17 protein-coding genes and 1 pseudogene are annotated in these 14,743 nt (G+C 42.5%); 9 read left to right on the top strand and 9 right to left on the bottom strand.

The window, feature by feature from the left end; all coding sequences use genetic code 11:
- Positions 1–153: 153 nt before the first annotated feature.
- A complete protein-coding gene (locus AAEM60_RS06530) occupies positions 154–2,205 on the bottom strand; it encodes a catalase (protein ID WP_299744993.1) in 2,052 nt (683 codons plus the stop codon).
- Positions 2,206–2,424: 219 nt separating this feature from the next.
- On the opposite strand from AAEM60_RS06530, the gene AAEM60_RS06525 reads away from it, so the two are divergent.
- The 4 genes from AAEM60_RS06525 to AAEM60_RS06510 all read left to right on the top strand — a co-directional run bounded on the left by AAEM60_RS06525 (position 2,425) and on the right by AAEM60_RS06510 (position 6,652).
- Positions 2,425–3,060 carry a DUF4004 family protein gene (locus tag AAEM60_RS06525; protein ID WP_299744990.1) on the top strand — a complete coding sequence of 212 codons (636 nt, stop codon included), beginning with the start codon at positions 2,425–2,427 and terminating at the stop codon, positions 3,058–3,060.
- A gap of 25 nt (positions 3,061–3,085) precedes the next feature.
- On the top strand, positions 3,086–3,877 hold the full coding sequence (locus tag AAEM60_RS06520; protein ID WP_341357702.1) for a polymer-forming cytoskeletal protein: 792 nt from the start codon (positions 3,086–3,088) through the stop codon (positions 3,875–3,877).
- A gap of 168 nt (positions 3,878–4,045) precedes the next feature.
- A complete protein-coding gene (locus AAEM60_RS06515; protein ID WP_341357979.1) occupies positions 4,046–5,344 on the top strand; it encodes an ectonucleotide pyrophosphatase/phosphodiesterase in 1,299 nt (432 codons plus the stop codon).
- A 33-nt stretch (positions 5,345–5,377) separates the two neighbouring features.
- Positions 5,378–6,652, top strand: coding sequence for an MFS transporter (locus AAEM60_RS06510; protein WP_341357701.1), 1,275 nt, complete (start codon positions 5,378–5,380; stop codon positions 6,650–6,652).
- Between the two features lie 38 nt (positions 6,653–6,690).
- Here AAEM60_RS06510 and AAEM60_RS06505 read toward each other — a convergent pair whose 3' ends face one another.
- The 5 genes and pseudogenes from AAEM60_RS06505 to AAEM60_RS06485 all read right to left on the bottom strand — a co-directional run bounded on the left by AAEM60_RS06505 (position 6,691) and on the right by AAEM60_RS06485 (position 9,920).
- Positions 6,691–7,326 (bottom strand): FMN-dependent NADH-azoreductase, encoded by a 636-nt coding sequence (locus tag AAEM60_RS06505; RefSeq protein ID WP_299744981.1) that lies wholly within the window; start codon positions 7,324–7,326, stop codon positions 6,691–6,693.
- Positions 7,327–7,468: 142 nt separating this feature from the next.
- Positions 7,469–7,612 (bottom strand): hypothetical protein, encoded by a 144-nt coding sequence (locus AAEM60_RS06500; protein WP_299744978.1) that lies wholly within the window; start codon positions 7,610–7,612, stop codon positions 7,469–7,471.
- A 114-nt stretch (positions 7,613–7,726) separates the two neighbouring features.
- Positions 7,727–8,266, bottom strand: a complete 540-nt coding sequence (locus AAEM60_RS06495; protein ID WP_299744975.1) for a DUF3189 family protein — start codon at positions 8,264–8,266, stop codon at positions 7,727–7,729.
- Positions 8,267–8,393: 127 nt separating this feature from the next.
- Positions 8,394–8,898 (bottom strand): annotated as a pseudogene (locus AAEM60_RS06490) (ferritin).
- An 83-nt stretch (positions 8,899–8,981) separates the two neighbouring features.
- Positions 8,982–9,920: a DMT family transporter gene (locus AAEM60_RS06485; RefSeq protein WP_299744972.1), complete on the bottom strand. Its 939-nt coding sequence runs from the start codon at positions 9,918–9,920 to the stop codon at positions 8,982–8,984.
- 146 nt (positions 9,921–10,066) lie between these two features.
- On the opposite strand from AAEM60_RS06485, the gene AAEM60_RS06480 reads away from it, so the two are divergent.
- On the top strand, positions 10,067–10,198 hold the full coding sequence (locus AAEM60_RS06480) for a hypothetical protein (protein ID WP_341357700.1): 132 nt from the start codon (positions 10,067–10,069) through the stop codon (positions 10,196–10,198).
- Between the two features lie 3 nt (positions 10,199–10,201).
- The gene (locus AAEM60_RS06475) at positions 10,202–10,387 is read left to right on the top strand and encodes a hypothetical protein (RefSeq protein ID WP_299744965.1); all 186 of its coding nucleotides are present in this window, start codon (positions 10,202–10,204) and stop codon (positions 10,385–10,387) included.
- A gap of 48 nt (positions 10,388–10,435) precedes the next feature.
- Here AAEM60_RS06475 and AAEM60_RS06470 read toward each other — a convergent pair whose 3' ends face one another.
- A complete protein-coding gene (locus AAEM60_RS06470; RefSeq protein WP_341357699.1) occupies positions 10,436–10,756 on the bottom strand; it encodes a hypothetical protein in 321 nt (106 codons plus the stop codon).
- A 158-nt stretch (positions 10,757–10,914) separates the two neighbouring features.
- Between AAEM60_RS06470 and AAEM60_RS06465 the strand changes: the two genes are divergently transcribed.
- On the top strand, positions 10,915–11,253 hold the full coding sequence (locus AAEM60_RS06465) for an ASCH domain-containing protein (RefSeq protein WP_299744959.1): 339 nt from the start codon (positions 10,915–10,917) through the stop codon (positions 11,251–11,253).
- A gap of 10 nt (positions 11,254–11,263) precedes the next feature.
- Entirely contained in the window at positions 11,264–11,710 is a 447-nt protein-coding gene (locus tag AAEM60_RS06460) for a hypothetical protein (protein WP_299744956.1), read from the top strand.
- 366 nt (positions 11,711–12,076) lie between these two features.
- Here AAEM60_RS06460 and AAEM60_RS06455 read toward each other — a convergent pair whose 3' ends face one another.
- Both AAEM60_RS06455 and AAEM60_RS06450 read right to left on the bottom strand, forming a co-directional pair.
- A complete protein-coding gene (locus AAEM60_RS06455; protein ID WP_299744953.1) occupies positions 12,077–12,487 on the bottom strand; it encodes a YbaN family protein in 411 nt (136 codons plus the stop codon).
- Between the two features lie 101 nt (positions 12,488–12,588).
- Positions 12,589–13,002: a potassium channel family protein gene (locus AAEM60_RS06450; protein ID WP_299744950.1), complete on the bottom strand. Its 414-nt coding sequence runs from the start codon at positions 13,000–13,002 to the stop codon at positions 12,589–12,591.
- 153 nt (positions 13,003–13,155) lie between these two features.
- Between AAEM60_RS06450 and AAEM60_RS06445 the strand changes: the two genes are divergently transcribed.
- Positions 13,156–14,742: a sensor histidine kinase gene (locus AAEM60_RS06445; RefSeq protein WP_299744947.1), complete on the top strand. Its 1,587-nt coding sequence runs from the start codon at positions 13,156–13,158 to the stop codon at positions 14,740–14,742.
- Position 14,743 lies beyond the last annotated feature (1 nt).

Here is a 14,743-nt window from a genome sequence, read left to right as displayed (position 1 = left end):
GAATCAAGTGATTGACTTGGACGATGCAAAAGTGGGAATTGACTTACACTGGCTTGGTTTTTCATTATATAAAAAATGCCAGACCTGAATGATCAGATCTAGCACTTCTCAACTAGTAGAGAGAGAATTACTCCACTTGCTGCCTATTAAATCTTATACTAATTCGCGATCCCAATGACGATGTGCTGAGATGGCTACTGTGAATTCTTTCGCAAATGACTTCATGTCTTCCCCAGTTACCACACCTGAGCCGCTGACACCTGCTTCTTCCAGCCAGTTGGTGCCCTGATGCGTAGCACCGATCGGTTTGAAGTGAGAATACGCTTCTTTGACAAAGTAGGTCGTATCTTGAGAGAACTTTTTATCTACATCCTCTCCACCTACTACATAAAGGCTATCAAACAATACAGATTCCCCTGTTAAGAAGGTATGGTCCACTTCAAGCTCCGTACCGTCATCCCCTTTTCTCATCCCCAGCTTGTCACTGATGATCTCCGGCTGGATGCCATCCTCTTTAAGTGCCGATAGAACCATTTTCACCTCTTCCCCTTTAAAGCCGTTTCCTACGATGACCCCTACTTTACGGGTAGCAGGTTTCTTGATCGTATTTTCCTGGCTTAAGGCTGGAGAGGATTTGGTTACTTTTGAACCTTCTCTGCTAGGAACTTTCGCGCTTATCGCTTCTGCAAAGCCTTTTGCCAGATCCAGGCTTACATTGGCAAACATGTCGACTACCTGCTGTTGAACCGATTTGCTCTTCACTTTTCCAAGCTCGAAACTGAAGGCTTGGATGATATGCTCCTTCTCGGGCTCACTCATGCTGTTCCAGAAAAGAGTAGCCTGTGAGAAGTGATCTTTGAAGCTTTCACTTCTTGCCCGGACTTTACGCCCTTCCATCTTCTCCTGGTAATGAGTGTAGCCTCCTTCTTCCTGACTCGCAGGGGCTGGTGTATTTTTAGCAAGTGAGTTGTTATGGTAGCTCACCTGACCCTTGTTAATCGTTTGACGGCCATATCCATCACGCTGATTATTATGGAATGGGCACACCGGTCGGTTAATCGGAAGCTCATGGAAGTTAGGTCCACCGAGTCGGATCAATTGTGTATCAGTATAGGAGAATAAGCGTCCTTGTAGTAAAGGATCATTAGAGAAATCAATTCCGGGAACAACGGATCCTGGATGGAAAGCCGCTTGCTCTGTTTCTGCAAATACATTGTCTACATTGCGATTCAAGGTCATTTTCCCAACGATTTTCACAGGAACTTCTTCTTCAGGCCATAGCTTGGTAGGATCAAGAACATCAAAGTCAAAGTTAAACTCATCTTCTTCCTTAATGAGCTGAATTCCCAGCTCGTACTCTGGATAATCTCCATTTTCGATGGATTCATACAAATCACGGCGGTGGAAATCCGGGTCTTTCCCGTTGATCTTCTGAGCCTCATCCCAAACGAGAGAGTGAGTTCCCAATACAGGCTTCCAGTGGAACTTCACAAAATGGGCCTTCCCCGAAGCGTTCACCAGTCGGAATGTATGGACACCGAATCCTTCCATCATACGGAGACTGCGTGGAATTGCCCGATCGGACATTGCCCACATGACCATGTGAGCGGACTCCTGGTTATTCGCTACAAAATCCCAGAATGTATCGTGGGCAGAAGCTGCTTGAGGCATTTCATTATGTGGTTCCGGTTTAAGAGCATGAACAAGATCCGGGAATTTAATCGCATCTTGAATAAAGAACACAGGAATATTGTTTCCTACAAGATCATAATTGCCTTCTTCCGTATAAAATTTCGTAGCAAATCCACGTGCATCACGCACAGTTTCTGCGGACCCCTTAGATCCCGCCACAGTGGAAAAACGAACAAAGACAGGGGTTTTCGTTGATGTGTCCTGAAGAAATTTAGCTCGTGTATATTCTTTCATGGAATCATAGAGTTCGAACTCTCCGTGTGCCGCAAAACCCCGGGCATGGACAATCCTCTCCGGTATACGCTCATGGTCAAAGTGAGTCATCTTCTCACGGAAGTGGAAATCCTCCATTAAGGTAGGTCCGCGTTCTCCCGCTTTCAAGGAAAATTCATCTTCTGATACCTTCAATCCTTGATTGGTTGTAAGATGCTTACCTTCGTCTTCTACGCGATACTGTTCAAGCTGTTCATCCTTGCTTTTCTCATTCACTTTCGTACGGCGATCGTCTCCCATTCTTTCATCCCTCTCAACGGTTATTAATGTTTACTATGTAAAACATTTCTGTTTGTTTTGTACCCTAGATGCTCATAATTAAACATTTATTGGATAGTTTGGAGTGAGATGTTTTTTGAAAATTTTACAAATTCATCTTTACTAACGTAACATTGTTCTGTTAAACTAATCATCAAGTAACGTAACAATGTTTTGTTACAGAGAAGAGGTGATCCCTCATTGGAGGCAGATCTTATATCTAAGAAGGAAGTATTGGAACTGACCGGAATTTCGTATGGCCAGCTTTACCGTTGGAAGCGAAAGAACATTATTCCGGAGAGTTGGTTTATTAAGAAATCCAGCTTCACTGGTCAGGAAACGTTCTTTCCCAGGGAAAAAATGCTCTCACGTATCGATACAATCAAAGAGATGAAAGATGACTATTCACTGGATGAACTATCCGATTTCTTTTCACCAAATCCAACTAAGATTGAAATCAGTGCAGATGAATTACCTTCGTATAACATTCTGTCGGAATATACCTTATCCTTCTGCACAGCATTTCTACCGGTAAGAAAGGGATTTGAGTTTCCTGATATATTAAATATGTTGATCATTGAGAAGGCGAAAAGGATACAAGTCCCAAGAGAAGAACTGCAAACCTTATTTCTTTTTCTTCATGAGAAGTTCACTCCACTGAAAGATTCTTCCCTTGAACTTGTTGGTCTTCGCAAAGAAGAGGAATATGTATGGATGCTCCTTCCCCTACATTCCAAATTGCTTGTTGACCATTTAGCACAGACTGTATTGAGATTCGATTTACAACAGATGATGGAAGAATTGAAAATCACGTTAACGAATACAAAAGGGATCTAACTTCCCTTAATTGGAGGAGAAATGAATGAATACTATGGAAAAGAAAGAACTGCATGACTTGAAGATCAGTGGATCCGGTACGTCCGGCGGAGGAAAATTTGATGCAGTAAAAATCAGTGGAAGCGGAAAAATCGCTGGCGACATCGACTGCCACGAGCTTAAAATTTCAGGTTCCGGGACGATTTCAGGTGACGTAAAAGCTGGATACATTAAAACGAGCGGTTCTTCTACCATTAAAGGTGATACAAAAGCAGAAACGATTACGACCAGTGGAAGCTCCAAGTATGAAGGCTCGGTGATGGCTGCTGAAATGAACACAAGTGGTTCAAGCAAAGTATTGAAAGACCTCATCTTTAAAAATTTCAAGGTGAGCGGTTCATGTAAGGTTGGAGGAAAGATTCAAGGGGGATCGATTAAAGCAAGCGGTTCTTTAAGAGTTGAAAAGGATTGTGAAGTCGAAACCTTCTCCTCTTCCGGCTCGGTCCATATCGAGGGGCTCCTCAACGCTGACCGGATTCAAATCGAAATCAATCACGAATCCTCCATTAAAGAAATCGGTGGCGAAACGATTGCAGTGAAACACCATAACTCGAACGGACTGATTAAACAAGTGGTCAACTTCTTTCTCCAAAAGGAAGATTACCTATTTTCAGATCTGATCGAAGGTGACGAGGTGTATCTTGAAAACACGAAGGCTAAACTGGTTCGCGGTAAGAATGTTGTGATCGGGGAGAATTGTGACATCAATACGGTTGAATATTCAGGTAGCCTGGATGTGAAGCAGGATAGTCGAATCGGGGAAAAAGTGAAGATATAAATTTTAGTATAGCTAAGGGCAGGGAGGGTTTTACCATCTCTGTTTTTTTATGTAAATCTTCGTCTTTACGATTCATTAACATGCATACTCGAAATTTCATATTTTTATTCTGAATGTTCTGCTATATTAATAGGTATATAGTACAATCCTACGCGAAAGCTGGAGGCCATTATGACTCGTCTTACGGATCATCTGATTGTCATATCTTTCGATTGTTTATCTGCTTTGGATTACCCCATTCTAAAGGATCTTCCTCACTTTCAAGAACTGCTTGCCCATGGGTCCTTTTGCAAAAATGTTGAAACCATTTACCCTTCTGTGACCTATCCTTGTCACGCCACCATTGTCACCGGTAAATTTCCTAAACGTCACGGTGTAGTGAATAATACACTCATTCAGCCTGGCCGGGTTTCTCCGGATTGGTATTGGCATAGAAGGGCTATTAAGGGTACCACCTTATATGACGAAGCAAAGAAAGCCCGGATGACCACAGCCGCTCTTCTGTGGCCGGTTACAGCCAAAGGGGATATTGATTATAATATGCCGGAGATTTTCGCCAATCGCTCGTGGCATAACCAAATTCTTGTTTCCCTTTTCAATGGCAGTCCTCTCTATCAATTACACATGAACCGTCTCTTTGGTCACATCCGTAATGGCCTTAATCAACCGGAGCTTGATGACTTCGTTCTGGAATCGACGGTTGCAACGATCAGAAAGAAACCCAACCTATTGCTTGTCCACTTTACAGATCTTGATACACAACGTCATTACCATGGGTTTTCTTCAGAAGAAGCACATGCCGCCATTCAACGTCATGATGCCCGATTAGGGAAAATCATTCGGGCATTAAAGGAAAACGGCATCTATGAACAGTCAACCATTGTCGCTCTTGGAGATCATAGTGCATTGGATGAATCAAAGGCAATTCAAGTGAACGTCCTTTTCAAGGAAAATGGGTTAATCACATTGAATGCCAGGGGAAAGGTAACCGACTGGAAAGCATATTGCAAAGGATGTGATGGATCAGCCTATGTGTACGTGAAGGATTCTGAAACGAAACCAGCAGTTCAATCCCTATTGGAGCAATTGCAAATGGATCCTTCCAATGGAATTGAAGAGATACTCACTGGTGAAGAAGCCGGAAGAAAAGGGGCCGATGGATACTGTACCTTTATGCTTGAAGCAAGAATAGGATTTTATTTTAAAGATGCTCTTAAAGGATCCTTCATTCATACCATCACACCGGAAGATGTAAAGGAAAAGCGTTATACGTATGGATCTCACGGATACTCTCCTGAAAAAGAAAACTACTCCACCACCTTCATGGCCGCCGGAAAAGGGATCCGGTCAAATGTTGAAATTCCTTTTATGCACCTAGTAGATGAAGGCCCGACACTGGCACGCCTGCTCGGCCTTAGTCTGGGTGCAACAGATGGAAAAGTGATCGAAGAATTGCTGGATATATAAAGAACAGACTTTGTTTCCTTAGGGGGAAAAACAATGAAGCGTTTCTCAAAAGAAGAAAGCAGCTGGATCTTTTATGATTGGGCAAACTCAGCCTATTCCATTATCATTTCGACAGCCGTATTTCCGCTTTTTTATAAGGCTGCCGCTACTAATGCAGGGGTCAGTGCCGCGAATTCGACTGCTTATTTAGGGTACACCATTGCGATTGCCACCTTTATCCTCGCTATGATCGGTCCGATTCTGGGAACGATTGCTGATTATGAAGGCTACAAGAAGAAATTTTTCACCTTCTTCTTTGCCCTCGGTGTTACATTTACTGCCCTGCTTGCTTTCGTTCCAAGTGATCAGTGGCTGCTTCTGTTAATTTTTTATACAGTGGCAGCGGTCGGATCAGCTGGCTCCAATGTTTTCTATGATGCCTTTTTAACCGACGTAACGACAGAAGAGCGAATGAACAGGGTGTCATCCCGTGGATTTGGATTCGGGTACATCGGGAGCACAATACCATTTATCATAAGCATCGCCATCATCATATTATCTCAAAATGGGGTACTTCCTTTCTCCGTTACCATCGCCAGTAAAATCGCGTTCATCATTACTGCATTATGGTGGGGACTCTTTGCCATCCCCTTAATCAAAAATGTCCATCAGCGCTACTTTATCGAGCGTGAAAAGAATCCCGTTGCCAATAGCTTTAAGCGTCTTGGTAAAACGATGAAAGAAATCAGGAAATATCGTGCACTATTTTTGTTTCTTCTTGCTTATTTCTTTTATATTGATGGAGTCGGCACCATCATTACGATGTCCACTGCATACGGTACAGATCTTGGGATCACAGCCACTAATCTCTTGATCATCCTGTTTGTTACTCAGGTGGTGGCTGGGCCTTTTGCAATTCTTTACGGAAGGCTGGCAGAGAAATTCACGGGGAAAAAGATGTTGTATGTAGGGATATTCGTTTATATCATCGTTTGCATTTATGCTTACTTTTTAGAGACCACAATGGACTTCTGGATCCTCGCTATGCTCGTTGCTTCTTCCCAAGGTGGCATCCAGGCATTGAGCCGGGCATACTTTGCAAAATTAATTCCGAAGAAAAATGCCAATGAATTCTTTGGTTTCTATAATATCTTTGGTAAGTTCGCCTCGATCCTCGGGCCATTGTTAGTGGCGGTCACCGCCCAAGTGACAGGTGAATCCAATAGTGGAGTCTTCAGTCTTGTCGTCCTCTTTATCATCGGGCTTGTCATTCTTGCCTTCGTCCCTGAGCCGAAAGGAAATGAGATTGAGAAGCCAACAATTGTATAATAAGAGAGCCTGAACGCATATGTTCAGGCTCTTCCCTTTTAAAATGTTTGAGCGGCATCCTTCGCTCTAGCAATGGCATTCTCTTTGATCTCCTGGGCTTTATCAGGCATAGCAGCATGCCCCTCTACAAATACACCCTCGAAGGAAGGTACGCCGAAAAATTGCATGATGATGTCCAGATAACGATGACCCATTTCCATGCCGGCTGCAGGACCCTCTGAGTAAATCCCACCTCGTGCCTGGATATGAATAGCTTTCTTGTCTGTCAGTAATCCGACCGGTCCCTGTTCCGTATACTTAAACGATTTACCGGCAACCGCTACAGAGTCAATATACGCTTTCATCACCGGCGGGAAGGAGAAATTCCATAATGGTGTAACGAACACATATTTATCTGCAGAAATAAACTGTTCTGTTAACTCATTCAGACGATTCACTTTCGACTTTTCTTCCGATGAAAGCTCCTCAAACCCTTTTCCCGTTTGCAGTTTCCCCCATCCACTAAACACATCAGCGTCAATATGGGGTATATGTTCTCGGTACAGATCAATGTGAACCACTTGATCGTCAGGATTCACTTCTTTATACGTATCCATAAATGCTTTCGCCACCGCCATGCTGTACGATTGAGTATCATCATGGGGATGTGCCGTAATATATAATACTTTTGCCATTCTGCATCCATCCTTTACTCATATTTTTTGCTGTATTATTTTGTGAAAAAAAGAAGGAATTATCCAAGGTTTGAACCTCTCAGAAAAAAAAAGAATGTGTCTGATAGACAACATCCGATTGTTCATAGGTTTTAGTTGTTTCTTACTCTTCCTCGCCGGAAGCTTCAAAAGGGTTTCCCCCGATATTCTTTCTCATTTCGTCTGTTAGTTCAAATGGAGTGTTTTCTTGTGCTTCCCCTGTTGCGAAATGGTGACTGCCATCATAGTGATATGGTTTACCTTCCAATGTCGACACCTCCGTTTTTACTATAGTATTACCTTTATGTATGGTTCTATCCGGTTCATCCTGAACTTCACCAAGACAAACCTTTTACCTAGTAGTATTTACTTATTATAATATTTATTTCTTCCAGAAGATATGTTTTTTTCCAATTTTATATTGATATTTCTTATTTTCCAACACAACTACCTGTTCATGAGAATCTTTGGACATTTGTTTCGTTTCCTCAACGAGTTGATAGATGAGAGTGTGGCATTGCTGTGCCCCTTTCACGAGAAGGGGCACGCCTATCGAATCGATTCCCAGCTCCCTTGATAGAAAGCCCCCAGCTGTCATAAGGGGAGGAACAGTCGGCGAGGTGTTGGAAATGATGATTTTCTCCCTTTTTCCATATCTTCTAAGAAGGATGGTACTTAGATCAGCTAGTGCAGGAACGACATACTTAGAGTTCCTTCGCCCAATCGTATACACCGGGTTATCCTCTTTGTCTATTCCATGATAAAGAATGTGTCCTGACTCCTTTTTCGTAAGCTGGTTAAAGAAAGGGACAGATAGAACATCCTTCTTTGTCAAGTTCCCCGGTTTTAATAAATGTAAGTGATAAGCCGCAGCCAAGGACGTCGTATGAGTCCCACCAAAATCATTGTAAATATAAATCATATGATCACCCTTAATAGAAATCCGTTTTCTTCAGTATGAACTCAATGAGCAGGGTGTATCCTTTTTCATTTCAATTCAATAAAAAAAGCTGCTTCCATGAAGGGATAGCAGCTTTTCACTGTCTGGATCAACCACCTGCAGGTGCAGCCGTACGCTGACCGAGCTCTTGATCCAGTACCAATAGGGCAGCAGGATTGTCCCCGGCAAGTTTCAACCGATCGACAATTGTTTGCGCCTGAGCTTCTTCATCAATTTGCTCTCTCAGAAATTCCCTGAATGATGACAGCGGTCTGTTGATCATTTTGGACGGCATAATTATATGCCTGTTGATAGGAGTTCGTCACGAATTGCTCATGCTCCAACACTTTTTGAAAGGTTTGCAGAGGGGTTCCATATTCCTTCGGCTGAGCCGGAAGCTGCTGAAGATCCACCATCCCTCCCCTATCCGTCATATAGTCGATAAGCTTCAACATATGCGTGCGCTCTTCCTGGGACTGTAGTCTCAGCCAGCTTGCCATCCCCGTATAATTCTGATTCGCCATATAGGCGGACATGGCAAGATATAAGGTAGTCGAGACATGCTCGATTTGAATTAAATTATTCACTAACTTCTGAATTTGATCGTTAAGCATTCCCATCCCCCTCAAAATAAATTGACCTTTTATTTTATTGAGGGGAAGCTAAAAATATGTTGGATAAGAAAAAACAGAACCATCTACATTTGATGATTCTGTTTTCCCTCCAGGAAGCGTTTCTGTTTTCTTTTTACCACAAATTCTTCAAGGGTACCGGAACCGCACACCACTCCAAGCACGATGAACACCAATCCGATCAGGTGATGGTACGTCACGGTTTCATTAAGGAAAATAGCCGCTCCAACGAGGGAGAAAAAGGTATTGAGATTCAGGAAGATCGATGTTTCGGCGGCTCCAATTTCACCAATCGAATGGTTATAAATCATGTGCCCTACTGCCGTTGCTACAATGGCAGAAGCAAAGAATAGAAGCCAAATTGAGCTTGAGGCATTTCCTAACTCCTTCAGTGCTCCCGGCTCTGTTACAAGACTAATCGCAAACAAGACAATGGAACCGAACACCAGCATATACCCCGTAAGTAATCGGGGATCCAACGTTTTGGCTGCCCGGCTGATGATAATGAAGCTTAAGGCCTGTGAAAAAATGGAGATAAAGATAAACAGATCTCCGGTCTTAAGTCCGCCTAATCCCTCTCCGCCTGACAACACAATGATCGCAACCCCGCCACTGCCAGACAGAAACCCGATGATTTTAATCACTGTCGGCCGGTTTCGAAGGATGATCGTCGCCATTAAAGCCGTCAACAACGGTCCCGTTCCCAGAATCAGTCCCCCGTTAGTCGACGACGTTCCGGTCAGCCCGACTGATAAAAAATAATGATGACTGACCACATTCAATAAGCCACCTGTGATAATGAACAAGAACTCTTTAGCTGTTGGTTTTCTTATTTTCCTCATGATACCAAGAATGACAAATACGGTAATCCCTGCCGTAAAGATGCGGAGTGATGTAATCGTTACAGGCGAAAATTCACTCACCAATACCTTTAATGCAGGAACATTAAAGCCCCAAATCAACATGATGAACACAAGTATCAAATACGTTTGCCACTTTTTCACTTCTCCCTGAGGCCTTCTTTCTGTATTTAGTATTCACCCATCATAGCACCAGGTGACTTTTCTTACCAGAAAAACATTTCGATTCGTGAAACAATTTTAGAGTTTAAAACGTGACATAGATATAAGAGATGAGGAGATATATATTAATGAGAAACTATTGTAATGGATTTATGATTAGTACCCTTTCCTTATCCTTTCTTTTCGGATGTTCTAATTCCGAAGAAGCGAAAGAGAGTACCCGGGCCATCACCCTTGAGGAATTTAACGGTGTGACATAAGGGATGGAACTAGAAGAAGCCATTGAACTTATTGGCGGAGAAGGAAAAATAATGGGTGAGAGAGGGAAAAAAGGAACCCCATCCTATCAAATCGATATGGTGTGGGACGGTGAAAACAGTAAATCATTCGGACAGATTTCCTTTCAGAATAACAAGATGATAACGAAGAAGGAAAAAGGATTGCGGTAGGGACGCAAAAAAGTCCATTCTTTTACCACCAAAGAATGGACTCACCTCTTACAATTGATCAATGCTGCTCAGAAAAGCATCTAATTCCTTTTCAGAAATAAATTTAAACGAGTATCCATATTGGATAGGCTGCTGTCCTGTATGCTGCTTCTTCGGAAATAACGTAAAAGCTGTACTATGGGTGATACCATTACTCCTACTTCGCAAGGATTTAGTATTCTCTACACGTTGTGGGTGGATGACGGCACATAAATCCTTCGTAGGCAGCAAATAAATGATATCTTCCCCTTTCTTGAATTCTACTGCTTTACTGTTTTCTTTCGATAGTATGTATTCATTTTGTATAAAGATATTTTTTAGGTTTTCCATTTCACGACTCCCCTCAAAGATCTTTTCTTATTTTATCATGAGGGGATACATGAACATACTACTTCTTCGGTGCACTCCTTGTAAGTAAAATATACTGATCAACATTTTTCCTGAACCCGGACTATGCTATAGTTAAAGGTCGAAAGGGGTTTTGTAAAATGACAAATCAACAACTACCGCCAAAAACGTGTACGATCGACCGTCTGGTAACTAAAGCTGAGGACGTTGAGAAAGTGATGAAGGGGGAGAAAACGGCGACCCGCAGAAACGGACGATACGCTGATATTGGAGAAGTCATGGAGCTTCAAGGAAAGAAATACATAGTAGAAAGCGTCTACTCCCAATCACTTGGTGAGCTGACAGATAATCATGCCAAGCAGGAAGGGTTTAATACAGTTGAGGAATATAAAGAAGCCATCCTCTCTTATCATCCAGGCATGCCGTGGCACCCCAGCATGAAAGTATGGGTGCACGAATTCACATTAGTGAACGAATAGAGTACGAGGGATGGAGTATTTATTATACAGAACGCTCATCTATCTTCATGTAATCAGTGTCGTGGCTTCCATCGGCCCATTTTTCATACTGTTGCCGATGATGAAGAAATTACGGACGGCTTCTGATTCCGTGCTTCCTTCGTACTTGGACACGTTCCGCTTCACGGTCCGACTTTCCAAGCATGCGGGACATGTGCTCGTCGGAACAGGAATCCTCCTGGTACTACTCGGACCTTGGACATGGAGTACACCGTGGATCATCATGACCCTTGTCATTATGTTCTGCTCCCTGTTCTTTCTCGCAAGAGCGTTCTCACCTACAATACGGAAATTTGGAGAAGATGACGCTGACCGGGAATGGCTGATTGGGAAATTGAAGCGGACCGTTTGGATTTATCTAATCCTTCTACTGTCAATGCTGTGGTTTATGGTCGTGAAGCCGAATCTGTGGATGTAGTGGATGTAATGGAGTTGACTCATAGCGTGTACCAGGTACAATGGATGTCATTTGTACCTGGTACACGCTATTTTTGAAATGAATTTACACTAAAGAATGTTGTTTGAAACGATAGTTTGGTCTTCTTGAGTTGATTTTAATGGAATTTGTGCTGAATTATAAATCTGGCAACGTTTTGGGGCAGGAATTCCTTATCTGTCGGTCGAGGGACCTTATACCCCGTTGTGTATTATGTCTCTTCCCAATAACTTGTTGTGCTACTTTAAGCTTTTGTTGTGCCACTTTTGGCAAAACAACTTGTGCCAAATTGTTAACAAGCCACAGTTTTTGCGCCAATATACCCTTATTAAGCCTCGATGCCTACCGTCAATCCCCCCGAACTGCTACAGTCCTTATCTTAAAAATAAAATAGTAATACTTATACACAATGATCAAACTCAGGATCACCTTAACTATCAGACTATCCGATAAAATCAGCGGTATAAGAATCATGATGTCTGAAAAAATTAGCAGCGTAACCTTCTGGCGCAGTGTCATGGACCGATGACGAATAAAACCTTCTAAATGCTTCTTATATACACTGGTTCCTTTAAACCAGGCCTCAAATCGTTCGGATCCCCTTACAAAGAAAAAGGATGCCAACAACAAGAGTGGAGTCGTTGGTATTAGGGGCAGCACGATGCCTACAACCCCTATTCCCATAAATAACAAACCTAATAATATGTAAATCATTTTCTTAATCTTATTTATTACGGCCACTCCCTCTTTACCCTTCATTCCCTCTCTATTCTATTCATGATAGAAGAAGCTGGCAAGGAACCAAAAAAGAATCTGACTTTGGTGGAGTATACGCTCACACCATTATCAGATCCCCTCTTCTATTCATTCTCCCTATTCTCTTTTCCCTTCGACTCCAAAACCTTCATAAAATAGGCCGTCGGGAGCAGCAATCCGATTGCTGCTTCAAGCAGTGCAAAGAATCGGATATGGCCTGTCGGGATATAATCTCCGTACCCGACGGAGAGGATCGTCACCCCGCTATAATAGAGATAATTGAGGAACGTATGCTCTACCGGCTTGCCACTGGGTGAACTGACACGCAGCATCGGATTCTCAAATGACAGGACATAATAGAGTACTGCAAATGCGATCATGATACTGAAAAGTACGAAAAACAGCTTATAAAATAGCGTTGTACTAAAATAACTGTATTTGAAATGCTTATCCTTAAAGAAATAGATTAAGTTTACCAGGATGAAAATGATGGCTACGATTGTAACGATGCTTGCCAAAACGTTTGAATCCTCCTCTTTCATGTACTATGTTTCATATACCACGTGTTGTATGTTTAAAACTCATCTATAGTAGATTCTCATCTCCCCTTGTACAAACCCATCAACTCTTTTATTCTAGTAATAATAGAATTTTCCGAAAAGAAGGAACCCATGATGAAAAAGTTCTCACTTCAATCTAAGATTATCGTTATTGTATTAGCACTTCTTTCGATTTTGATTTTATCCCTGTCGATTATTTTCTTTAGAATGTTATCAGACACGCTGACGGATTTGAAAGGAAAGCAAGCCTTGGCGGTGGCACAGTCTGTATCCAAGATGCCTGCTGTAATCGAAGCCTTTAAGACGAATCAGCCGGAGGAGATCATCCAGCCTCTGGTAGAAGATATTCGAAAAGAAACAGGGGCCACCTTTATTGTTGTAGGCAATAGAGACTCTGTCCGATACTCTCACCCCATGCCTGAACGGCTCGGGAAAAAGATGGTCGGTGGAGACAATGAAAGAGCCTTAATAAGGGGTGAATCTTATGTTTCTCATGCACGGGGATCATTAGGACCATCTGTGAGAGGAAAGGTTCCTATAAGAAACGATCAAAAAGAAATCATCGGGGTAGTGTCAGTCGGATTTCTTGAAGACAGTATCCATGACATCGTCATTCCCTATCGTACTAGGGTACTGATACTTGTCGGCGTCATTCTGTTAATCGGAATCATCGGCTCCTTTTTTATAGGGAAAGGAATCAAAAAAGCGATTTTTGGTTTGGAACCTGCTGAAATCGCCATGCAGTTCAAGGAAAAGCGGGCGATCATCGAATCGGTCCGGGAAGGAATCATCGCAATCGATCAACATGGATCAATTACGGAAATAAATGCTAAAGCCCACAGTATCCTGGCTCTTGATCATCAATCCTCCAACAGAGGGAGACATATTCTGGAAGTCATCCCAGATACGAAAATGATGGATGTCCTAAAAACACGGGAAAGCCAGCTGGATGATGAGATTTCATTAAATCATCATGACCTCATCGTCAACAGGCTCCCTATTTTTGAAGAGGAAGAAATCGTCGGGGTGGTAGCGAGCTTCAGGAGAAAAGATGAAATCGATCAGCTCACTAAGGAACTTTCTCAGGTGCAAGAATATGCGGGTATATTGCGCTCACAGACCCACGAATACAGAAATAAACTGAATACGATTGCTGGTCTCATTCAACTTCATCACCACGAAGAGGCATTAGCCCTCATACAGGAGGAATCCTCTGGATATGAAGACTTAATTCAATTTCTATTGAAAGCGGTTCCTGATCCTGTCCTGGCAGGGCTGATCATTGGAAAATATAATCGGTCTCAAGAGTTGAAGGTCTCATTCTCGATTCATCCTGATAGCTCCATTACAACGCCACTTATTGATGTGCAGCAGGAAAAATTGATTACCATCATTGGGAACATTCTTGATAATGCCTTTGAAGAAGTCTTATCCCGGCCATTTCATAACAGGCGGGTTCAATTGTTTATGACTGATTTAGGTGATGATTTTATTTTTGAAATAGAAGACAGCGGAGCAGGAATCCAGGATATAGACTCAATATTTGAAAGGGGTTATTCAACAAAAGCCGGCAAAGACAGGGGCATCGGTCTTCACCTGGTGCAACGAAGTGTGGAGCACCTGAACGGCTACATGACAGTGGAAAATAGTGAACTTGGGGGCGCTTTGTTTACGATTAGTATTCCAAAGCAACATTAGG

This window comes from Rossellomorea sp. y25, assembly GCF_038049935.1.
Classification (GTDB): Bacteria; Bacillota; Bacilli; order Bacillales; family Bacillaceae_B; genus Rossellomorea.
This window is presented reverse-complemented; position numbering and strand designations above follow the sequence as displayed.

Coding starts and splice junctions, on each gene's coding strand:
- AAEM60_RS06480 (WP_341357700.1), top strand. CDS start 10,067: ATGAGAAACTATTGTAATGGATTTATGATTAGTACCCTTTCCTTATCC.
- AAEM60_RS06530 (WP_299744993.1), bottom strand. CDS start 2,205: ATGGGAGACGATCGCCGTACGAAAGTGAATGAGAAAAGCAAGGATGAA.
- AAEM60_RS06470 (WP_341357699.1), bottom strand. CDS start 10,756: ATGGAAAACCTAAAAAATATCTTTATACAAAATGAATACATACTATCG.
- AAEM60_RS06505 (WP_299744981.1), bottom strand. CDS start 7,326: ATGGCAAAAGTATTATATATTACGGCACATCCCCATGATGATACTCAA.
- AAEM60_RS06455 (WP_299744953.1), bottom strand. CDS start 12,487: ATGAAGGGTAAAGAGGGAGTGGCCGTAATAAATAAGATTAAGAAAATG.
- AAEM60_RS06495 (WP_299744975.1), bottom strand. CDS start 8,266: ATGATTTATATTTACAATGATTTTGGTGGGACTCATACGACGTCCTTG.
- AAEM60_RS06510 (WP_341357701.1), top strand. CDS start 5,378: ATGAAGCGTTTCTCAAAAGAAGAAAGCAGCTGGATCTTTTATGATTGG.
- AAEM60_RS06520 (WP_341357702.1), top strand. CDS start 3,086: ATGAATACTATGGAAAAGAAAGAACTGCATGACTTGAAGATCAGTGGA.
- AAEM60_RS06475 (WP_299744965.1), top strand. CDS start 10,202: ATGGAACTAGAAGAAGCCATTGAACTTATTGGCGGAGAAGGAAAAATA.
- AAEM60_RS06465 (WP_299744959.1), top strand. CDS start 10,915: ATGACAAATCAACAACTACCGCCAAAAACGTGTACGATCGACCGTCTG.
- AAEM60_RS06445 (WP_299744947.1), top strand. CDS start 13,156: ATGATGAAAAAGTTCTCACTTCAATCTAAGATTATCGTTATTGTATTA.
- AAEM60_RS06460 (WP_299744956.1), top strand. CDS start 11,264: ATGGAGTATTTATTATACAGAACGCTCATCTATCTTCATGTAATCAGT.